Raw genomic sequence first — 20,256 nt, 5'->3', positions numbered from 1 at the left:
GCAGCGGGCGTGGTCGAAACGGCCAAGTCCCTTGGAATGCGCGGGCGGTCACTGCTCGCGCAGGCCCCAGGGCGAGCCGTACTCGGTCAGCAGGTCGAGGAACGGGCGGGCCGGGAACGCCTCCGGGCCGAGGACGCCCGAGCCCGACCACGCGTCGGTGGCCAGGAGTTCGAGGGCGACGACCGGGTTGACGGCCGTCTGCCACACCACGGCCTGACAACCGTACTCCGTCATGGACCACTGGTTGTCGACCACGTGGTAGAGATACACCTCGCGCGGCCGCCCGTCCTTCGTCCCGCGCACCCAGGTGCCCGCGCAGGTCTTGCCGTGCATGCGCCCGCCCAGCGTCGCCGGGTCGGGGAGCGACGCGGCCACCACGTCCCGGGGCGAGACCGCGACCGGGCCGTCCGGGCCGGGCACGGCCACCGGGGCGGTGCTGTCCAGGCCCAGCAGGTGCAGCGTCTTCAGCGTCTCGATGAACTCCCGGCCCAGCCCGTACTTGAAGGTGACACGCCGCGCGTCCACCCAGCGCGGCACGAGCAGCACCTCCTCGTGCTCCACATTGACGCACTCGACCGGCCCGATCCCCTCCGGGAAGTCGAACACCTCCGGCTCGCTGAACGGCTCGGTCGTGAACCAGCCACGCCCCTTCTCGTACACCACGGGCGGGTTGAGGCACTCCTCGATGGTGGTCCAGATGCTGAAGGAGGGCGCGAAGTCGTAGCCGTCGACCGTCAGGTTCGCTCCGTCACGGATGCCGACCTCGTCGATCTCGTCGAAGAGCTCGTCGGCCGCGTACCGGGCGAACACGTCCGACAGACCGGGCTCCACCCCCATGCCCACCAGGGCGAGCGCACCCGCCTGCTCCCACTCCCCGGCCAGCGCGAACTGCTCGTCGCCCAGCTTGACCCCGCACTCCTCGTACGGCCGTCCGGGGTGCTGCCGGGACAGCGACATCGCCATGTCGAGATAGGCGGCCCCGGCTTTGCGCGCGGCCCGGAACAGGGGCATCACGAAACGCGGGTCGGTGGCGTTGAGCAGTACGTCGCAGTCGTGCCGGGCGAGCAGCGCGGCCACGGCCGCCTCGTCACCGGCGTCGACGCGCTCGGCGAGGAACCGGTCGTCACCGACGGCCGCCACGGCCGCCACGGCCGCCTCGGCCCGTGCCGGGTCGTAGTCGGCCACCACCATCGCCTCGAAGAACGGACGGCGGGCCGCGATCCGGGTGACGGCGGTGCCCACACCACCGGCTCCCACGAGCAGTACACGCATGGCGAATCTCCTTCTCGAACAGAGTGCGAGGTCGAGTACGGGGCGCCCTGGCCGGAATCAAACGCCGGGCCGTCGCATAAGGTCAATGGCGTTGGCATAAGGACGGGTGCAGGGGAGCGGGCGATGCCCAAACAGGTCGTACCGGAGGACAGGCGGCGCCGGCGCCGTCCGACGCGCAGCGGCACCGTGCTGTCCGAGGAGCTGATCGTCGGGACGGCGCTGCGTCTGCTGCGCGAACACGGCAGCGCCGGCCTCACCGCCCGCCGCCTGGGGCTGGCCCTCGACTGCGACCCCAGCACCCTGTACCGCTACTTCCGGGGCATGGACGACCTGACCCTGGCGATCGGCGACGTGCTCATCGGCCAGGCGCTGTCCGGCTGGGCGCCGACGGGGGAGTGGCGGACCGATCTGCGCACGATCGGCCTGCGTATCCACGCGGAGTACCTGGCCCACCCGCAGGCGGCCCTGCTGACGGCGAACCGGGTGACGGGACGGGCCCATGAACTGGCGGCGGACGAGGCGGTCCTGGAGGTCCTGAGATCGGCGGGCTTCCCCCTGGCCGCGACCGTGCGCGTCTATCACGCCTTCATCGACCAGACCCTGGCCTTCGCCGCCCTGGACGCGGCGTCCCTGGCCCTGCCGAAGGACTTCCAGCGCGCGGACGAGGCCAAGTGGAGCTCGACGTACGCCGGGCTGCCCTCCACCACCCACCCGCGTATCGCGGAGGCGGCGCCTCTGCTGGCGAAACGCATGGTGACCAGCGCCTATCCGACGGCGTTGCAGATGCTCCTGGACAGCGCGGAACGCGACTTGTGCAACCCCCCTGCGGCCGCATCCTGAGACAACCGGTTCGGCAGGGGCAGAAGTTGCTGGGATAGTGAACCTGCCATCGAAAGATGTAGCCACCACCAAGAAGACCAGGACACCAGGAACACCGTGGACACCAGCCAGAGCGGCACCCAGTCCGGCGCACAGCCCTCCGACGAGACCACGGCGGCCCCACCCCGGCGCGGCTGGCGGCGCTGGGCGATGGACACCCGTCCGCTGGCAGTCCCGGCCTACCGCCGGCTGTGGTCCTCGACGATCGTCACCTCGGTCGGCAGCCAGCTCACCGCGGTGGCCGTGCCCAAGCAGATCTACGACATCACCGGATCCTCGGCCTGGGTCGGCGCCGCGAGCCTGGCCGGGCTGCTGCCGCTGATCGTGTTCGCGCTGTGGGGCGGCGCGGTCGCCGACGCCATGGACCGCCGCAAGCTGCTGCTGATCACCAACTGCGGCATAGCCCTCACCTCGCTGCTGTTCTGGCTCCAGGCCGTCACCGGCCTGGAGTCCGTGGCCGCGCTGATGGTGCTGCTCGCCATGCAGCAGGCGTTCTGGGGGCTGAACGCCCCGGCCCGTACCGCCTCCATCGCCCGGCTCGTCCCGGAGGCGCAACTGCCCGCCGCCAACGCCCTCGGCTCGACGGTCATGCAGACCGGCCAGGTGGTCGGGCCGCTGCTCGCCGGTGCCCTGATCCCGGTCATCGGCCTGCCCGAGCTGTATCTGATCGACGCGCTGGCGCTGTGCGTGACGGTGTGGGCGGTCTACCGGCTGCCCGCCCTGCCGCCGCTGGCGGGTGCCACGGGCCGCCGGGCCGGGGTGCGGGAGATCGTGGAGGGGTTCCGCTACATCTCCATGCACAAGGTGCTGCTGCTGTCGTTCCTGGCCGACATCATCGCGATGGTCTTCGGCATGCCCCGCGCCCTGTTCCCGCAGCTGGCCGCCCAGACCTACGGCTCCTACGGCGAGGGACTCGCGCTCGGCCTGCTGTTCGCGGCGATCCCCGTCGGCGCGGTGCTCGGCGGACTCTTCTCGGGCACCTTCTCGCGGGCGCGCCGGCACGGCTGGATGGTGATCGGCGCGGTCGTCGGCTGGGGAGCCGCCATCGCCGGGTCCGGGCTGAGCCGCAACCTCTGGATCGCCGTGGCCTTCCTGGCCGCCGCCGGGGTCGCCGACATGGTCTCGATGGTCTTCCGGGGCGCGATCCTGCTGTCCGCGGCCACCGACGAGATGCGCGGCCGGATGCAGGGGGTGTTCACGGTGGTGGTCGCGGGCGGTCCGCGCCTCGCCGACGTCCTGCACGGCACCACGGGGTCCGTGTTCGGGCCGCGCGCGGCCGTCGCGGGCGGCGGGCTGCTGGTCGTCGCCGTCATGCTGGCGCTGGCCGCCGCCGTCCCGGCCCTGCGCCGTTACCGCGTCTGACCCCTGCACCTCTGAACGGGCCGTCTACACGGGCCGTCGTCCGACGTACGCGTCGAGGAGTTTGCCCCGGGTGACCTCCAGCCGGCTGGCCAGGATCTCGGCGACCGTCCGCACCAGCGACAGCCCGAGCAGCGGGTCCTCCACGCTCAGCGCGAGCACGGCGGCGGCGTCGTACTCGTAGGCCCGCACCCGGCTGAAAGCCACCGCCCCGAAGTCCCAGGTGTAGGGCGGGAACAGCCACGACCAGCCGAGCAGGTCGCCGGCGCCCAGGCTGGCGACGGTGACCCGCTTGTGGGACGTCACCTCCTGGTCCAGGTTGACCGCCCCGGAGCGGATCACCCAGAAGCGGTCCGCCGTACCGCCCGCCTCGAAGATCCTTCCGTCCTCGGGGAAGGAGACCTCCTGGGCCAGTTCCATGAGGCGCTCGCGCTGCGCCTGGGGAAGGGCGGTCAGCAGTTTGATGGCTTTGGTCATGGCGCGGGGCTCCTCGCCGGCGAGGGTACGGGGCTTTCCCTATGCCCATTTCAGCCTCTGCCGTCGCGCCGGGCACCTCGAAGGACCTGAGATTGGCCGTAGGAGGCGCGTCCGGGCGTTAAAAAGCCCTGGCTGGACGGGGGAGGCCAGCCAGGGCCGTCAAGAGGTGGCGGGGGAGGACCTTCCGTCGACTCCTCGACCACTTATGAGTGAACGGTAAACCATCCAGAGCTATTTCGCGTAGCAGGGAACAGGCTACGTGACCCGTTTCACTTTGGGGAAGCCCTTGCGGGCCACCGGCGTGTTTGACCGCGCTCTCACCGGTGAGCCGAACAAGGAGAGACCCGTACGGACGGGACTCACGAAACCGAGCGGTCCACCAGCCAGGGGGCGAAAGGATGCGCGAGAAGCAGCTGACCCGATCCACCATGGTACGACCCGAGTCCCACCTGCCGCCGCCGCTGCGGCCGGCCGACGCCCGCAGAGCCGTACGCGGTGCGGTCGCCCGGCAGTTGCCCTGTGCCTCGGCGGACCTGGCGGACGCCCTGCTCGTCACCTCGGAACTGGCCACCAACGCGATTCTGCACGGCGGAGGCATCACCGGCTTCGACGTCGACGTCGAGGGCTGTGCGGTGCGCGTCTCCGTCAGCGACCGCAGTGACCAGGTACCGGTGGCCGAGCCCGCCGCGGACGAGGGCGGCCGCTGTCGCCCCGGTGGCCGGGGCTGGCCCATCGTCTGCCGGCTGGCCCGTGACGTGGAGGTCGCCGGACTGCCCCGCGGTGGCAAGCGGATCACCGCGGTCGTGCCCCTGAGGCCGTGCCCCTGACCCGAGGCGCGGGCCGAAGTTCCCGCGGCGGTGTTTGCGCCGGGAGCGCAGGGGCAGGCGGACTGTCGTGCTTCGGACCGGAGGCGCGCGCCAGCGGGAACGGTCGCCGACCGGCCCCCGGGCCGGCAGAGCGGCCCGGGTGGTGCTCCCGCGGCGACCCTGACACCGCAGTTCGGGTCGAGTCCCGGAACCACGTTCCGGTGACGCCCTGAAACCCACAGTTCAGGAGCGATTCCGCATGCCCACCGACCTGTCGACCAGCCGTCCCCGCACGCCCGACCACACGACCCCGGCCGCGTCCCGGCGCAGCCACGACGACGCACCGGACACGGCAGCCCTCTTCGCCCGTCTGGCCGCCCTCGACGACGGCGCCGAGCGGCACGCCCTGCGCGACGAACTGGTCGCCGCCTGGCTGCCCATGGCCCACCGCATAGCCGGCCGCTTCCGGGACCGCGGCGAGTCCGTCGAGGACCTCCGCCAGGTCGCCGCGCTCGGCCTGGTCAAGGCCGTCGACCGCTACGACCCCGCACGGGGTGCCTTCGAGAGTTACGCGGTGCCCACCATCACCGGCGAGGTCAAGCGCCACTTCCGGGACCGGATGTGGGCGCTGCGCGTGCCGCGCCGGGTGCAGGAACTGCGCAACCGGGTGCGGGTGGCCCGCCGGGACCTCACTCAGATCCCGGGCGCCCCCGAACCGGGCGTCGCCGATCTCGCCGCCCGCACCGGTCTGACCGAGGAGGAGGTCACCGCCGGCCTGGAGGCCCTGGAGAGCTTCAGCACCCTCTCCCTGGACGCCGAACTCTCCGCGGGCGAGGACGGTTACAGCCTCGCCGACACGCTCGGCGAGAGCGACACCTCCTACGACGTCGTCATCGACCGGGAGGCGGCCAAGGAAGGGCTGCGCAGGCTGCCCGAGAGGGAGCGGGCCATCCTCTACATGCGCTTCTTCGAGGACATGACGCAGAGCACGATCGCCGACCGCCTGGGCATCTCCCAGATGCACGTCTCCCGGCTCATCAGCCGCAGCTGCGCCCGGGTCCGGGCCGAGGCCATGAGCCGGTGACACACCGTCAGCCGGCCCGGGACCGGACCGGCACCTCCAGCGGCCGGGCCAGGCCCGCCACCGCCTCGTCCAGGCGCTGCAGATGCCGCAGCACCCGGTCGGTCACCCGGCCGTAGCGCGGGGCGCCCAGGGTGCCCGGCTTGAGCATCGCCGCGATGCTCGGGCCGGTCTCGATCCCGGGGGCGGGCTCCCGCCCGGCGACCTGCGCGGCGATCGCCTCGATGTTGTGCACGATCCGCTCGCCCGCCCCGCGCAGCCGGGGGTCCGCCGCGATCGCCGGATGGGTGGGCAGCAGCTCCGCCGTCGCCGCGAGGGACCGCGCGTGATAGGCGCACGTCTCCAGGAGCGCCACCACATAGCGCGCGGTGTCCCGGCGGGAGCGCAGCGGGGTGATCGGATGGGTCAGCGGCTGGACCGCCGCCGCCAGATCGGCCAGCGCCTGGTCCAGGTCACGGGCCTTCTCCACCAGGTCCGTCGGCGGCGCCCCGCTCAACTGGTCGGCCGAGGCCCGGGTGACATCGGCCAGCCGGTCCAGTGTCGTGACGAGCAGTTCGTCGGTACGGCGGTCGGTGTGCACCGGCAGCACCACCGCGGCAGCGATCACCCCGCACACCGCGCCCAGCGCCGTCTCCTCGATCCGCAGCACCAGCACGTCCAGGCTGTAGGTGTTGAGCAGCGTGTACAGCAGGCCCAGCATCGCCGTCACGAAGAACGACATCAGGGTGTACGACAGCGGCGCCGAGTAGAACATCGCGAAGATGAACAGCAGCACCAGCCCGAACGCCGTCCAGGTGTGGTGCCCGACAAGGCCTGCGAGCCCGATACCCGCTACGACGCCGAGGACCGTGCCCAGCAGCCGCCGGTAGCCCTTCACCAGGATCTCGCCGGTGGACGCGGTGTTGATGAACACGATCCAGCAGGTGAGCACCGCCCAGTACCAGCGCTGGGCGGACAGGAACTCGCCGCCGACGATGGCCAGCGACGAGCCCACCGCCACCTGCACCGCCGCCCGGGTGGTCGGCCTACGCAGCCCGGTCGGCTCCGCCGCCTCCCGCTCGTCCTCCTCGGCGCCCTCGATGGCCGCGTCCTCGGCGTCCAGCTCCTCCCGGGACCGGGAGGTCGCCGGGGTGTCGTCGGACTCGTCCTGCGGCCCGTCCATCGCGATCCGCAGCCCCAGCACCGCCCGCGCGGTCTCGCCGACGCCCCGGAAGACGTCCTGGACGGCGGAGGAGGCGTCCGGCAGGTTCTCCTCCTCGCGGTAGCCGAGAAGCCGGTTGCGCAGCTGGGCGAGCGCCGTCCCCGACCGCGGGCCGGCCGGCCGCAGCACCAGCAGCCGCAGCGCCTCCAGGTCCAGGCGCAGCCGCTCCGACGACTCGTCCCGCACCGGCGCCGGCGCCGGCGACGGCAGGTGGGCCCCGGGCAGATGCAGGGTGAGGGTGTCCGCGCGCTGCTCACCACGCGCGGTGAGCAGCAGCAGTCCGAGCCGCTCGGCGGCGATCTCGGCGTCCGCGATCCGGCGCTGCACCAGCCTGGCCACCGCCTCGTCGGAGGTGCCGTCCGTGAGCCGCCCCTGGATCAGCAGCGCCGTCTCGTGCAGCCGGGCGGTCCTGACCCGGACCTCCTGCACCACCTTGTCCAGTTCGTCCGGTCCGGCGTCGAGCAACTCGGCCTGAGCGGCCACCAGTTGCGCGAAGCGGGCCCGGAAGGCCCCTCGCAGCGCGCCGAGGATGCCCGCCGGGGTCTGCCGTACGAGCGCGAACCGGGCCAGCGCCGCGCAGCCGAACGCCACCGTGATCGCGAGGTACAGCCCCGGCAGCGCGGGCACGGTCGCGTGCACGAACAGCGAGACGAAATAGATCTGGAAGCCGATCAGACCCAGCGCCGTGCCCCGGTCGCCGAAGCGGCGGCCGTACACGGCGCAGAAGATGAGCGCCACGAAGAACAGGTCACCGATCACCACCCGGGAGCTGAGCAGTGCGCCCAGCGACATCGAGGCCAGCGCCGTCGGCAGACCCAGCGCGAGCGTGACGGCCTGCTGGGTACGCTGCTTCTCGCGGATCGCGAAGGTGGCGACCATCGCGGTGATGGCCCCGGCCACCAGATGGGTCACGTCGGCCCGGAGGGCGGCCAGGACGGCGAGGGTGAGCGCGATCGACGTGACCGTGCGCAGGCCGGCGGTGAAGCGGAGCAGCCCGGGATCGGACGCGGCGAGCCGCCCCCACAGCTCCGCCCGCACCGACCCCCCGGCCGCTCTCACTCCGGCGCGCCCTGTGTCACGCAGGGGCGCTGCCCGTTCCCTCTACCCGCGCCCGGACCTGCTCCGGGGCCAGATACGTGTCCGTGTACTCGAAGTCCTTCAGCCGGGCGGGCTTGCGGGACTGGAAGCCCGTACGGACGAAATCGTCGCCGGCCAGGGCGTTCAGCACCCAGTTGGTCGCCACCCTGACCTTGGCCACATTGGTGCGCAGCGCCGACCAGTGGTAGCCGCGGGCCACCGCCTGGGCGGGCAGTCCGCGCAGTTCGATGCCGAGCGGCTTGGAGACCGCGTCCTTGCCGCCGAGATCCACCACGAGCCCCAGGTCCTTGTGCTCGTACGGGTGCAGCGGCTGGTTGCGCAGGGTCGCGATCACGTTGTCGGCGACGGCCCTGCCCTGCCGCATGGCGTGCTGCGCGGTCGGCGGGCAGACCGCGCCCTCCTCGTCCTTCGCCCTGTCCGGTACGGCGGCCGCGTCGCCCAGCGCGAACACCCCGTCGTGGCCCGGCAGGGTCATCTCGGCGTTCACCGCGAGGCGCCCGCGGACCGTCTCGGCGCCCAGGGTCGCGATCAGCGGGCTGGCGACCACGCCGGCCGTCCAGATCAGGGTGTGGGTGGGCACCACGCGGCCGTCGGTGAAGGTGACCTCCTCGGGTCCCGCCTTCTCTATCGACACCCCCAGGGAGACGTCGATACCGCGCCGGCGCAGGATCTCCTGGGCGCTGCGGCCGAGTTTGTCACCGAGCTCCGGCATCAGCTTCGGCGCGATGTCGATCAGATGCCACTTGATCAGCTTCGGGTCCAGGTTCGGATAGCGGTGCAGGGCCGCGTGGGTGAGCTTCTGCAGACAGGCCGCGGTCTCGGTGCCCGCGTAGCCGCCGCCGACCACCACGAACTGCAGCCGCGCGGCCCGTTCGGCCGGGTCGGTGCTGGCGTCGGCCAGGTCGAGCTGGGAGATCACGTGGTCGCGGATGTAGGCGGCCTCGGCCAGCGTCTTCATCCCGAAGGCGTGCTCGGTCAGCCCCGGGATGTCGAAGGTGCGGGTCACACTGCCGGGGGCCAGCACGATGTAGTCGTACCGCTCGTTGATCAGCTGTTCGGTGATGGTACGGACCACGCACACCTTGGACTTGAGGTCCACGCCGATCGCACCGCCCGGGATGATCCGGGTGCGGTACTTCTTGCTGCGGCGCAGCGAGACGGCGATCGACTGGGGGGTCAGCACACCGGAGGCGACCTGGGGCAGCAGGGGCAGATAGAGCTGGTAGGAAGTCGGCGACACCAGGGTGAGGTCGGCCTCGTCGGGGGCGAGTTTCCGCTCCAGGCGGCGCACACATCCCACTCCGGCGAAGCCGGCGCCCACCACCAGGATCCTGGGTCGTGTCACGGTGTCCATCCCTTTCCGCTGCTCCGGGCCGTCCGGCTCGACGCCGTTCGGATGCCCCGGAACGCTTGCTTCGCACCACATCGATCCCACCGTGCCCGACGCCGTTCCGCCAGCCGGGCGGAGCAGGCAGCCGAACGCGTGGGCTCCAGCATGCCCCTGGAGCCACGGGGGAAACCGGCGGTCGCACATATATGCGCCGGATTTCCGTCCGCTACGAGCGCGCCCCACGGCGATCACGTACGCCAGTAGAGTGCCCGCCATGGCGCAGACCCAGCCCGGGACGGGCTTCCAGAAGCGGCACATCGACCCCGACCGCGTGGCCCCGCTGGTGGGCGCCCTCGACTCCCAGGACGCCAACCCGGGGGTACGGCGGCTGCGCGCCTGGGCCGAGGAGGCGCTGGCGGTGCGGCCCGGCGAGCGACTCCTCGACGTCGGCTCCGGAACCGGCTCGCAGACCCGGGTCCTGGCCGCCGCGGTCGGCCCGGACGGTGTCGCGATCGGCGTCGAACCCAACGCCGGGCTGCGCGCGGTCGCCGAGGAACGCTCCGCGGACAGCCGGGCCCGCTTCACCGACGGCGACGCGCTCGCTCTGCCGCTGTCCGACGGCTCGATGGACGTCGTCTGGTGCGAACGGGTCCTCCAGCACCTCCCCGAACCCGACCGGGCGGTCGCCGAGATGGCCAGGGTGCTGCGCCCCGGCGGCCGCGTGGCGCTCCTGGACACCGACTGGGCGACCACGATCCTGCACCCCGGCGACCCGGAGGTGGTGCGCGCCCTCACCTCGGGCGTCCTGAACGGCGCCAACCCCAGCTCGGGGCGCCGCCTGGTGGGCCAGCTCAGCGCGGCCGGGTTCGTGGTCGACGACCGCGGCTCGCAGGCCCTGCTCCAGGACCACCGCTCGGTCGCCTGGCCGGTGATCCGCATGCTCGGCGAGTCCGCGGTACGCTCCGGAGCCCTCACCGAGGACCAGCGCGACGCCCTGTACGCCGAGCTCTCCGAGGCCGCCGAGCAGAGCGCGCTGCACATGTCGGTGACGATGTTCGGGGTGGTCGCGCACCGGCCCGGCTGAGCGCACCCGGCTCTCACCAGGGCAGGAACGCGTGCACGTCCTTGCCGTCCTCGGTGACGACCACGCTGACCTGGTCGCACAGGGTGTGCAGCAGATGCCAGCCGATACCGCCCCCGCCCCGGTGCGGACGGAAGGGCCGGGGCTCGGGCCGGACCCGGCTGGTGTCGTGCATCGTGATGTGCACACCGTCGTAGGTGCGGCGCATCCGCAGCTCGAAGGGCCCCGGCGCGTACTGGACGACGTTGGCCGCCAGCTCCGTCACGACCAGCAGGATGTCGTCCCAGCTCTCGGGGGTGGCGGGCGGCGAGGTGCGGGCGAGGTCGGCGAGGTAGCCGTCCGCAGCGAGCCGGGCACCGGTCACGTTGCGCAGTTCGCCCGGGAAGGCGGCCGTGCGCTCACACGTCTCCGCCCTCGGTCCGCTCTCCCGCCGTGGCCCGGTCGCCATCTCTTCTCCCGGCCCCGGGAAGGGGCTGTCACCGCCGTCCTGGTCTTCCCGGCGAGTTCCCACGACGGGACACGATACGCGCGATCAGCTCACCGGAACACGTCGTCCGAGTCGTCCCAGTCGGCCGGCTCCGCTGGACCCTGCCGCCGCACCGCGTGCGTACGGGCCTGGTACATGGCGTCGATCTCGGCCGCGTAGTGGCGCTGTATGGCGTCCCGGCGCAGTTTCATCGACGGCGTCAGCATCCCGTTGCCCGGGGCGAACGGTTCCTGGATCACCCGGTAGACCCGGATCGACTCGGAGCGGGACACCACGCTGTTGGCGGACGCGATGGCCCGGGCGATCTCCTCGCGCAGCGCGTTCTCCTCACGCGCCTCACGCCCGGGCGAGTCCCCCGACGTCGTCAGCCCGATCCGCCAGTGCGCCAGGAAGTCCGGGTCCAGGGTGATCAGTGCGCCCACACAGGGCCGGTCGTCGCCGACGACCACCGCCTGGTGCACCAGCGGGTGCATCCGCAGCCGTTGCTCCAGCGGGGCAGGGGCCACGCTCTTGCCGCTGCTGGTGATGATGATGTCCTTCTTGCGGCCCGTGATGGTCAGATAGCCCGCGGAGTCGAGCCGCCCGATGTCCCCGGTGGCCAGCCAGCCGCCGCGCAGCGCGGCCCGGGTCGCGTAGTCGTCACCGACGTACCCCTGGAACACGGACGGCCCGCGCACCAGGATCTCGCCGTCGTCGGCCACCTGGATCTGGGTGCCCGGCAGGGCCTGGCCGACGGTGCCCGACTTCTCGCGGCCCAGCGGCTGCATGGTGATCCCGCCGCTGGACTCGGTCAGGCCGTAGCCGTCGTGCACATAGATGCCGATGCCCTCGTAGAACAGGGTGAGTTCACGGCTGAGCGAGGAACCGCCGGACGTGGCCCGCTGCACCCGGCCGCCGAGCACGGACCGCAGCCTGCGGTACACCGTCCGTTCGTACAGGGCGTGTTGCAGCCGCAGGTCGAAGCCCGGGCCCGCGCCGGTGCCGAGCCGCTGCCGTTCCTCGGCGGCGGCGAAGTCCCGGGCGGTCTCCGCGGCCCGGTCGAACAGGGCTCCCCGGCCCGACTGCTGGGCGGTGCGCAGGAACGTCTTGTACAGCTTCTCCAGCACCGACGGCACGGCGTACAGATAGGTCGGCCGGAAAGTGGCGAGCGCCGAGGCCAGCGCGGCCTCGGACATCTCCGGCTCGTGGCCCATCAGGACCCCGCCGCGCAGACACAGCACCATCACCATCAGGCCGTACACATGTGAGAACGGCAGGTAGGCCAGCACGGACGGCTGTTCGCCCGGCCGCGCGGCGGTGTGCCCCCAGCCCGCCAGCAGGGTGTCGCACGGGTACGCCAGCCCACGGTGGCTCAGCGCGCAGCCCAGCGGGCGGCCCGAGGTGCCGGAGGTGTAGGTGATGGCCGCCGTGGAGTCCGGCATCACGATCCGGCGCAGCGACTCCACCGTGGTCAGCGGGACGTACAGGCCCTTCTGCACCAGATCGGCGACGGCCCCCGAATCCAGCTGCCACACGTGCTTGAGCCCGGGGAGGCTCTCGCACACGGTCCCGACGGTCATCACCGCCAGCTCGTCCTCGACCACCACGGCCACGCAGCGGGCGTCCCGCAGGATCCACTCGACCTGATCCCGGGAGGACGTCGGGTGGATCGGGACGACCTCGGCCCCCACCGACCACAGCGCGAGGCAGAACACCGTCCACTCGTAGCGCGTGCGCGCCATCATGGCCACCCGGTGCCCCGGCGATATCCCCGACGCGACCAACCCCTTGGCCAGGTCGACCACTTCGTCCCGCACCTCGACCGCCGTGACCACCTCCCAGCCCGCGGCGGCGGCATCGGGCCGGCGCGCCAGCACCGGCAGGGTCGGGTTCCGGTCCGCCGTCTCGAAGATGCTGTCGGCGAGCCCGCCGGCCAGGGTCGAAGCGGTCGTCGGAGCGAGGGCGTAGTCGCGCATGCGCTGCTCCTGGATGTACGGAGGGTGACCCTCCCGATCGGTACTGTTGTCGACGCGGGTCGAATGTAGCCCAGGGGAGGGCGGCCCGTGTCAGGAACGGTCAACTCGTGTCCCACCGATGACATGAGATCAGCCCTGCGTACGGCGCACGCACTCGACCACGACGTCCCGCAGGCTGCCCGTGCGCTCCAGGAAAGATCGCTGCTCACGGGCGCCGCCGCCGCTGTGCAGCAGCTGTGCGAGGGCCTCCTCGACGCCGACCGCGTCACCGCTGGCGGCAAGCGCGTCCGCCGTGTGCGCCAGCAGCGAACGCACCACGTCGACGGCGGGCCGGGGCCGCATGGTCACCGGATCGAGGAGATCCTGGTCCAGGCCGGAGCGGGCGGCCTGCCAGGACGCCAGCCGGAGCATGCTCACGCTGTGGTCCAGCGGCGGCCGTCCCGCCCGCCAGTCCCGGGCGGCCGTCTCCACCAGGGCCCGGGCCAGCGTGGCGACCAGCACGGTGGTCTCCGCCCGCAGACAGACGTCGGCCACCCGGATCTCCACCGTCGGATAGTGCACGGCCAGCCGGGCGTCGAAGTACACCATCCCCATGTCCAGGATGACCCCGCTGGCCACCATGTCCGCGACCCGCCGCCGGTACCGCTCGGCCGACCCGAACAGCTCGGTCGGCCCCGCCGACGGGCCGCGCGACCACAGCCGGCTGCGGAAGCTGGCGTAACCGGTGTCCCGGCCCTGCCAGAACGGCGAGTTGGCGCTGAGCGCGCGCAGCACCGGGAGCCACGGCCGGAGGCGGTCGAGGACGGCGACGCCCTCCTCGTCGGAGTCCACCGACACATGCACATGGCAGCCGCACACGAACTTGTCGAGCGTCGCGCTCCCGAACCGGCCCGCCATCCACCGGTACCGCTCGTGTGCGCTGAGCGCGGGAGTGACCGGCAGCGGGCAGGTGGCGAGCGCCGCCACCGCGCAGCCGATCTCCCCGGCGAGCCGGGCCGCCTCCTTGCGGCAGCGGACGATCTCGGCGCCGAGGTCCGCCATGTCCCACTGCGGACTGGTGGCGAGCTCCAGCATCTGCCCGAACAGCTCCTTCTGGAACACGGCCTGCCCGGGATCGTCCCGGGCGGCACGGTCGAGGAGGTCGGCCGCCCTGGACATCGGCTCCCCGCTGTCCGGGTGGACCAGCAGGAGTTCTTCCTCCACTCCGACGGTACGCAGCACCGGGGACCGCCCTCCGTCCGGGCCGCGACCGGGCGCGGCGGGGTCTCTGAGAGCCTGTGTCACATCCCCGGCCGGGGATGTGACACAGGCTCTCACCCCGTGCTGCCCGGACCGGGCCGTGGGAACACGTGACGGTGCCGTCGGCGGGCTACGGGGCGACGGGCTCCAGCCACACGGTGCCGAGCGGCGGCAGTGTGAGGCGCAGAGTGCCGTCGTCGGCCAGCAGCGGACCCCGCCCGACGACGTCCCCGCCGCCGTAGCGAGCGCTGTCGGTGTTGAGGATCTCCTGCCAGACGGGCGTCCCCTTGGGCACGTTCAGACGGTAGCCGGGACGGACGACGGGGGAGAGGTTGGAGACCGCCAGCAACGGCCGGGCCTCGGCATCGAACCTCAGGAAGGCGAAGACGTTGTCCTCCGCCGCGTCCCCCAGGACCCACTGGAAACCCGCCGGATCGGTGTCGCGCTGCCACAGGGCGGGGCGTGTGCGGTACACGGAGTTGAGATCACGGACAAGATCCCGCACGCCCCGGTGATCGGCCTCGGCGTCGTACTCCGGGTCGAGCAGCCACCAGTCGGGGCCGTCGGCCTCCGACCACTCGCCGCCCTGGGCGAACTCCTGCCCCATGAAGAGCAGCTGCTTGCCCGGATGGGCCCACATGAAGGCCAGATACGCGCGGTGGTCGGCACGCTGCTGCCACCAGTCGCCCGGCATCTTCGACACCAGGGACCGCTTCCCGTGCACCACTTCGTCGTGGGAGATGGGCAGCACGTAGTTCTCGCTGTACGCGTAGACCATCGAGAAGGTCATCTCGTCGTGGTGGTACTTGCGGTGGACCGGCTCGTGCCGGATGTACTCCAGCGAGTCGTGCATCCAGCCCATGTTCCACTTCAGCCCAAACCCCAGACCGCCGCTGTCGGTCGGGCGGGTCACCCCGTCCCACGCGGTGGACTCCTCGGCGATGGTCACCACACCCGGCGCCCGCCGGTACACGGTCGCGTTCATCTCCTGCAGGAAAGCCACCGCGTCCAGGTCCTCGCGCCCGCCGAACACATTGGGCGTCCACTGCCCGGAGTCCCGCGAGTAGTCGAGGTAGAGCATCGAGGCGACCGCGTCCACCCGCAGGCCGTCGATGTGGAACTCCTCGCACCAGTACACGGCGTTGGCGACGAGGAAGTTGCGCACCTCCACCCGGCCCAGGTCGAACTCGTAGGTCCCCCAGTCCGGATGCTCGGCCCGCCGCTCGTCCCCGGGCTCGTACAGCGGATCCCCGTCGAAACGGGCCAGCGCCCAGTCGTCCTTGGGGAAGTGCGCCGGCACCCAGTCCATGATCACGCCGATGCCGGCCCGGTGGAGCGCGTCGATCAGGTACCTGAAGTCGTCGGGGGTGCCGAGCCGGGAGGTCGGCGCGTAGAAGCCGGTGACCTGGTAGCCCCAGGAACCGCCGAAGGGATGCTCCGCGACCGGCATGAACTCGACGTGGGTGAAGCCCAGGTCGTTGACGTACGCGGGGAGTTCCCCGGCAAGCTGACGATAGGTCAGGCCCGGCCGCCAGGACGGCAGATGGATCTCGTACACCGAGAACGGCGCCTCGTGCACAGGGGTGTCGCCCCGGTGCGCCATCCACTCCCCGTCGTGCCACTCATGACGCGAGACCGTCACGATCGAGGCGGTCGCGGGCGGTACCTCCGTCCCCCGGGCCATCGGGTCGGCCTTGAGGAACCGGCCGCCGTGCCGGGACGTGATCTCGAACTTGTACCGGGCACCCTCGCCCACGCCCGGCAGGAACAGCTCCCACACCCCAGCGGCGCCCAGCGAGCGCATCGGGTACTGCGTGCCGTCCCAGCACGTGAAGTCCCCCGCCACCCGCACCCCCCGGGCGTTGGGCGCCCACACCGTGAACCGGGTCCCCGTCACCCCGTCATGGGTCATCGGCTCGGCACCGAGCGCCTTCCAGAGCTGCTCGTGCCGCCCCTCACGGATCAGATGCAGGTCGAACTCGTCGAGCGCGGGCAGGAAGCGGTACGGGTCGTGGACCTCGTGCTCGCCGTCCTCGTACTCGACGAGGAGGGTGTACGACGGGACCTCGGCGTACGGCAGCACGGCCGCGAAGAGTCCGTCGCCCTCCGACACCAGGGGGCTGCGCGACCCGTCGACGAGCACGCTCACGGCGCGGGCCTGCGGGCGCAGCGCGCGGACGAGGGTGCCGCCGTCCACCGGGTGGGCGCCCAGCAGGGCGTGCGGATCGTGGTGGGCGCCCGCGAGGAGGCGCTCACGGTCGGCGGGGTCCAGGGGCGGGGCCGTGGGCCGGGAGGGGCCGGAGGGCTCGGGGAGTGCGGAGTCACGCAGTGCCATCAGGTCAGCCTCCCCAGCGGGCGAGCCGCTCGATCGCGGCCATCGGAACCGGAAGCCAGGCCGGCCGGTGCCGGGCCTCGTACACCACCTCGTACACCGCGCGGTCCGTCTCATGGGCCCGCAGCAGCGCGTGTTTCTTGCGCGGGTCCCAGCCCGCCCGGTCCGCGTAGCCCGCACAGTACGCCTCCCGGCAACGGCGCGCCCACTCCGGACGCCAGGGGCGGCGCTGCCGGGCCGCGTAGTCGAAGGACCGCAGCATGCCGGCCACATCGCGGACCGGCGACTGGTTGCCGCGCCGCTCGGCGAGCGGCCGGGACGGCTCGCCCTCGAAGTCGATGACGAACCACTCGCGGTCCGCCCACAGCACCTGCCCCAGATGGAGATCGCCGTGGATCCGCTGGACGGGCGGCCCGGAGTCGCAGGTGGCGAGCGCGTCGAAGGCACCGCGCAGCCCGGGTACGAACGGTCGCAGCGCCGGGACCGCGAGGGCGGCCGCGTCCAGCCGCGCGGTCATCGCCTCCGCGGTACGGCCGTGCTCCTCGTGGACGGCGGACGGGAAGGCGGTGGCGAGCGCGAGATGCACGTCCGCGGTGGCCCGCCCCAACTCGTGGGCCTCGGTGGCGAAGTCGTCCCCGGCCGCGAGCGCGCGCAGGGCGAGGGTCCAGCCGTCGGCCGCGTCGGGCAGGAAGGGCTGCAGCACCCCGAGGGTCGCGGGACGCGGCTCGGTGGTGCGGAACCAGGCCACCGGCGCCGGCACCCGCGCGCAGCCCTGCGCGGCCAGCGCGCCGGGCACCTCCAGATCCGGGTTGATGCCGGGCTGGATCCGGCGGAACACCTTCAGGATGTAGGAGTCGCCGTACACCAGCGAGGAGTTGGACTGCTCGGCGTCCAGCAACCGCGGCGCGAGTCCGCCGGGTATCCGCGCGTCCGGGGCCGCCTCGAAGCACAGCGGACCCACCGTGCCGGGGATCCGCAGCCGCTCCAGCAGCAGTTCGGCGGCGTGCGGGTCGTACAGGGCGTCGTACACCGCGAGCCCGGCCAGCGGGCCCTCCTCGGCCCGGCCGATGTACGCCCGCTCCAGCCGGGGGGCGCGGTGTTGGCGTACGCCGAGCAGGAGTTGGTAGCAGTCGCCGGACGGGGAGGCGTCCCCGCCCTGGGAGTGGTCGGCGTGGACGAGCAGATGCAGACAGCCGGGGAAGAGCTCGGTCACGGACAGCACGGACAGATCAGTGACAGGCCGGTCCTTGCCCGCGAACCAGCGCTGCCGGGGCAGCCAGTCGCGCAGCAGCCCGCCCAGCGAGGCCAACGGCCGGTCGAGACCTGCCGTCGTGCTCCGGGGCAGGTCAACGGTCTTCACCATGGTGACGCGTCCTTTCCTCGGCTCCGCACGCTCAGCGCCGCCGGCCGATGTGGGAGGCGACCCGGGAGAGCCGGAACCAGTAGAAGCCGTGACCCGCGAGGGTGAGCAGATAAGGGAGTTCACCGATGGCGGGGAACCGCACCCCGCCGATCAGCTCCACCGGATGCCGGCCGTCGTAGACCCGCAGATCGAGCTCGGTGGGCTGGGCGAAGCGGGAGAAGTTGTGCACGCAGAGGACCAGGTCGTCCTCGTACTCCCGCAGGAACGCGATCACCGCCGGGTTGGAGGACTGCAGTTCGGTGTAGGACCCCAGTCCGAAGGCGGGATTCTGCTTGCGGATCTCGATCATCCGCCGGGTCCAGTGGAGCAGGGAGGACGGGGAGGACATCGACGCCTCGACGTTGGTGACCTGGTAGCCGTAGACCGGGTCCATGATGGTCGGCAGGTAGAGGCGCCCCGGGTCGCAGGAGGAGAAGCCCGCGTTGCGGTCCGGCGTCCACTGCATCGGCGTGCGGACGGCGTCCCTGTCACCGAGCCAGATGTTGTCGCCCATGCCGATCTCGTCGCCGTAGTAGAGGATCGGCGAGCCGGGCAGGGACAGCAGCAGCGCGGTGAACAGCTCGATCTGGTTGCGGTCGTTGTCCAGGAGGGGCGCGAGGCGGCGACGGATGCCGATGTTGGCGCGCATCCGCGGGTCCTTCGCGTACTCGGCCCACATGTAGTCGCGTTCCTCGTCGGTGACCATCTCCAGGGTCAGCTCGTCGTGGTTGCGCAGGAAGATGCCCCACTGGCAGCCGGACGGGATGGCGGGGGTCTTCGCGAGGATTTCGGAGACGGGGTAGCGGGACTCCCGGCGCACGGCCATGAAGATCCGCGGCATCACGGGGAAGTGGAACGCCATGTGGCACTCGTCCCCGCCCTTCTCGTAGTCGCCGAAGTAGTCGACGACGTCCTCCGGCCACTGGTTCGCCTCCGCCAGTAGCACGGTGTCCGGATACATCGCGTCGATCTCGCGGCGGACCCGCCTCAGGAACTCATGGGTGGGCGGCAGGTTCTCGCAGTTGGTGCCCTCTTCCGCGTACAGGTAGGGCACCGCGTCCAGCCGGAAGCCGTCGATACCCAGGTCCAGCCAGAACCGGAGAGCCGCCAGGACCTCCTCCTGCACCGCCGGGTTCTCGTAGTTGAGGTCGGGCTGGTGGGAGAAGAAACGGTGGAAGTAGTACTGGCCGCGCACGGGGTCGAAGGTCCAGTTGGAGACCTCGGTGTCCACGAAGATGATCCGCGCGTCCTGGTACTGCTTGTCGTCGTCGGCCCACATGTAGTAGTCGCCGTACGGCCCGTCGGGGTTCTTGCGGGACTCCTGGAACCACGGGTGCTGGTCGCTGGTGTGGTTGACGACGAAGTCGATGATGACGCGCATGCCGCGCTGGTGGGCGGCGTCGACGAACTCCACGAAGTCGGCGAGGTCGCCGAACTCGGGGAGTACGGAGGTGTAGTCGGCGACGTCGTAACCGCCGTCCCGCAGCGGGGACTTGAAGAACGGGGGGAGCCAGAGACAGTCGACGCCCAGCCACTGCAGATAATCGAGCTTGGCTGTCAGGCCCTTGAGGTCGCCGATTCCGTCGCCGTCGCTGTCCTGGAAGGAACGGACCAGGACCTCGTAGAAGACGGCGCGTTTGAACCAGTCCGGGTCCCGGTCCTTGGCAGGGGTGTCCTCGAAGGAGTCCGGGACGGGGTCGTTGACAGTCATGGCGCGCTGGGTCCTCCGTTCGCTGGGGTCGGTCGCCCTACCTGGAGCACATGCGCCGGCGTCCGGCCGGGCGTGAGGCGCACATAGTTGGTCCTGCCCCATGAGTAGGTCTCACCCGTCAGTTCGTCCCGCACGGACAGGGCGGAGTTCCAGTCCAGGCCGAGTCGCGGCATGTCCAACGAGACCGTCGCCTCCTGGGTGTGGTGCGGATCGAGGTTGACGACCATCAGAACCGTGTCCGTCCCGGAGCGCTTGCTGTACGCGATCACGGAGTCGTTGTCCGTGTGGTGGAAGGTCAGGTCGCGCAGCTGCCGGAGCGCGGGGTGGGCGCGGCGGACGGTGTTGAGGCGGGTGACGAGGGGCGCGATGCCGTCCGTTTCGGCGAGTGCCCAGTCGCGGGGCTTGAGTTGGTACTTCTCGGAGTCGAGGTACTCCTCGCTGCCTTCCCTGAGCGGGGTGTTCTCGCAGAGTTCGTAGCCGCTGTAGATGCCCCAGGTGGGGGAGAGGGTGGCGGCGAGCACGGCGCGGGCCTCGAAGGCGGGGCGG

Annotated in this window: 16 protein-coding genes; 5 read left to right on the top strand and 11 right to left on the bottom strand. The window is 71.7% G+C overall.

The window, feature by feature from the left end; genetic code table 11:
• Positions 1–48: 48 nt before the first annotated feature.
• The gene (locus ACIRR9_RS27765; RefSeq protein WP_403757015.1) at positions 49–1,272 is read right to left on the bottom strand and encodes a saccharopine dehydrogenase family protein; all 1,224 of its coding nucleotides are present in this window, start codon (positions 1,270–1,272) and stop codon (positions 49–51) included.
• 123 nt (positions 1,273–1,395) lie between these two features.
• On the opposite strand from ACIRR9_RS27765, the gene ACIRR9_RS27760 reads away from it, so the two are divergent.
• Entirely contained in the window at positions 1,396–2,112 is a 717-nt protein-coding gene (locus tag ACIRR9_RS27760) for a TetR/AcrR family transcriptional regulator (protein WP_403757012.1), read from the top strand.
• A 96-nt stretch (positions 2,113–2,208) separates the two neighbouring features.
• Positions 2,209–3,513: an MFS transporter gene (locus ACIRR9_RS27755; protein ID WP_403757009.1), complete on the top strand. Its 1,305-nt coding sequence runs from the start codon at positions 2,209–2,211 to the stop codon at positions 3,511–3,513.
• A gap of 24 nt (positions 3,514–3,537) precedes the next feature.
• On the opposite strand, the gene ACIRR9_RS27750 is transcribed toward ACIRR9_RS27755, so the two are convergent.
• Entirely contained in the window at positions 3,538–3,987 is a 450-nt protein-coding gene (locus ACIRR9_RS27750; RefSeq protein WP_365338795.1) for a cyclic nucleotide-binding domain-containing protein, read from the bottom strand.
• 398 nt (positions 3,988–4,385) lie between these two features.
• Here ACIRR9_RS27750 and ACIRR9_RS27745 point away from each other — a divergent pair, with 398 nt between their 5' ends.
• Both ACIRR9_RS27745 and ACIRR9_RS27740 read left to right on the top strand, forming a co-directional pair.
• Positions 4,386–4,814 carry an ATP-binding protein gene (locus ACIRR9_RS27745; protein WP_403757006.1) on the top strand — a complete coding sequence of 143 codons (429 nt, stop codon included), beginning with the start codon at positions 4,386–4,388 and terminating at the stop codon, positions 4,812–4,814.
• Between the two features lie 238 nt (positions 4,815–5,052).
• Positions 5,053–5,877 (top strand): SigB/SigF/SigG family RNA polymerase sigma factor, encoded by an 825-nt coding sequence (locus tag ACIRR9_RS27740; protein WP_403757003.1) that lies wholly within the window; start codon positions 5,053–5,055, stop codon positions 5,875–5,877.
• A 7-nt stretch (positions 5,878–5,884) separates the two neighbouring features.
• Here the strand turns inward: ACIRR9_RS27740 and ACIRR9_RS27735 are convergent, their stop codons facing one another.
• Positions 5,885–8,134 (bottom strand): FUSC family protein, encoded by a 2,250-nt coding sequence (locus ACIRR9_RS27735; RefSeq protein WP_403757000.1) that lies wholly within the window; start codon positions 8,132–8,134, stop codon positions 5,885–5,887.
• A gap of 16 nt (positions 8,135–8,150) precedes the next feature.
• Entirely contained in the window at positions 8,151–9,527 is a 1,377-nt protein-coding gene (locus ACIRR9_RS27730; protein ID WP_365338787.1) for an NAD(P)/FAD-dependent oxidoreductase, read from the bottom strand.
• Positions 9,528–9,777: 250 nt separating this feature from the next.
• Here ACIRR9_RS27730 and ACIRR9_RS27725 point away from each other — a divergent pair, with 250 nt between their 5' ends.
• Complete coding sequence (locus ACIRR9_RS27725; protein WP_384555767.1) at positions 9,778–10,587, top strand: methyltransferase domain-containing protein; 810 nt, start codon at positions 9,778–9,780, stop codon at positions 10,585–10,587.
• 13 nt (positions 10,588–10,600) lie between these two features.
• Here the strand turns inward: ACIRR9_RS27725 and ACIRR9_RS27720 are convergent, their stop codons facing one another.
• From ACIRR9_RS27720 to ACIRR9_RS27690, 7 genes are all read right to left on the bottom strand, one after another.
• Positions 10,601–11,032, bottom strand: a complete 432-nt coding sequence (locus ACIRR9_RS27720; RefSeq protein ID WP_365339041.1) for an ATP-binding protein — start codon at positions 11,030–11,032, stop codon at positions 10,601–10,603.
• 89 nt (positions 11,033–11,121) lie between these two features.
• Complete coding sequence (locus ACIRR9_RS27715) at positions 11,122–13,026, bottom strand: AMP-dependent synthetase/ligase (protein WP_365338783.1); 1,905 nt, start codon at positions 13,024–13,026, stop codon at positions 11,122–11,124.
• A 129-nt stretch (positions 13,027–13,155) separates the two neighbouring features.
• Positions 13,156–14,244: a glutamate--cysteine ligase gene (locus ACIRR9_RS27710; protein ID WP_403757474.1), complete on the bottom strand. Its 1,089-nt coding sequence runs from the start codon at positions 14,242–14,244 to the stop codon at positions 13,156–13,158.
• A gap of 151 nt (positions 14,245–14,395) precedes the next feature.
• Entirely contained in the window at positions 14,396–16,600 is a 2,205-nt protein-coding gene (gene glgB, locus ACIRR9_RS27705; protein ID WP_403756995.1) for a 1,4-alpha-glucan branching enzyme, read from the bottom strand.
• Between the two features lie 4 nt (positions 16,601–16,604).
• Positions 16,605–17,960, bottom strand: a complete 1,356-nt coding sequence (locus tag ACIRR9_RS27700) for a maltokinase (RefSeq protein WP_403756992.1) — start codon at positions 17,958–17,960, stop codon at positions 16,605–16,607.
• Between the two features lie 31 nt (positions 17,961–17,991).
• Entirely contained in the window at positions 17,992–19,710 is a 1,719-nt protein-coding gene (gene treS, locus ACIRR9_RS27695; RefSeq protein WP_403756989.1) for a maltose alpha-D-glucosyltransferase, read from the bottom strand.
• Positions 19,707–20,256, bottom strand: a 550-nt coding sequence (locus ACIRR9_RS27690) for an alpha-glucosidase C-terminal domain-containing protein (RefSeq protein WP_403756986.1), incomplete at its 5' end; no start/stop codon positions are given. The genes ACIRR9_RS27690 and treS, both read right to left, overlap by 4 nt.

It is taken from the genome of Streptomyces sp. NPDC101234, from assembly GCF_044767525.1.
GTDB classification, from domain to species: domain Bacteria; phylum Actinomycetota; class Actinomycetes; order Streptomycetales; family Streptomycetaceae; genus Streptomyces; species Streptomyces sasae.
Note: the sequence above shows the minus strand (reverse complement) of the source record. Positions and strands in the feature narration are given on the sequence as shown.

Bases quoted from the DNA above. Each gene is read 5' to 3' on its own strand.
- ACIRR9_RS27765 (WP_403757015.1), bottom strand. From the start codon at position 1,272: ATGCGTGTACTGCTCGTGGGAGCCGGTGGTGTGGGCACCGCCGTCACC.
- ACIRR9_RS27760 (WP_403757012.1), top strand. From the start codon at position 1,396: ATGCCCAAACAGGTCGTACCGGAGGACAGGCGGCGCCGGCGCCGTCCG.
- ACIRR9_RS27750 (WP_365338795.1), bottom strand. From the start codon at position 3,987: ATGACCAAAGCCATCAAACTGCTGACCGCCCTTCCCCAGGCGCAGCGC.
- ACIRR9_RS27745 (WP_403757006.1), top strand. From the start codon at position 4,386: ATGCGCGAGAAGCAGCTGACCCGATCCACCATGGTACGACCCGAGTCC.
- ACIRR9_RS27740 (WP_403757003.1), top strand. From the start codon at position 5,053: ATGCCCACCGACCTGTCGACCAGCCGTCCCCGCACGCCCGACCACACG.
- ACIRR9_RS27730 (WP_365338787.1), bottom strand. From the start codon at position 9,527: ATGGACACCGTGACACGACCCAGGATCCTGGTGGTGGGCGCCGGCTTC.
- ACIRR9_RS27725 (WP_384555767.1), top strand. From the start codon at position 9,778: ATGGCGCAGACCCAGCCCGGGACGGGCTTCCAGAAGCGGCACATCGAC.
- ACIRR9_RS27720 (WP_365339041.1), bottom strand. From the start codon at position 11,032: ATGGCGACCGGGCCACGGCGGGAGAGCGGACCGAGGGCGGAGACGTGT.
- ACIRR9_RS27715 (WP_365338783.1), bottom strand. From the start codon at position 13,026: ATGCGCGACTACGCCCTCGCTCCGACGACCGCTTCGACCCTGGCCGGC.
- glgB (WP_403756995.1), bottom strand. From the start codon at position 16,600: ATGGCACTGCGTGACTCCGCACTCCCCGAGCCCTCCGGCCCCTCCCGG.
- ACIRR9_RS27700 (WP_403756992.1), bottom strand. From the start codon at position 17,960: ATGGTGAAGACCGTTGACCTGCCCCGGAGCACGACGGCAGGTCTCGAC.
- treS (WP_403756989.1), bottom strand. From the start codon at position 19,710: ATGACTGTCAACGACCCCGTCCCGGACTCCTTCGAGGACACCCCTGCC.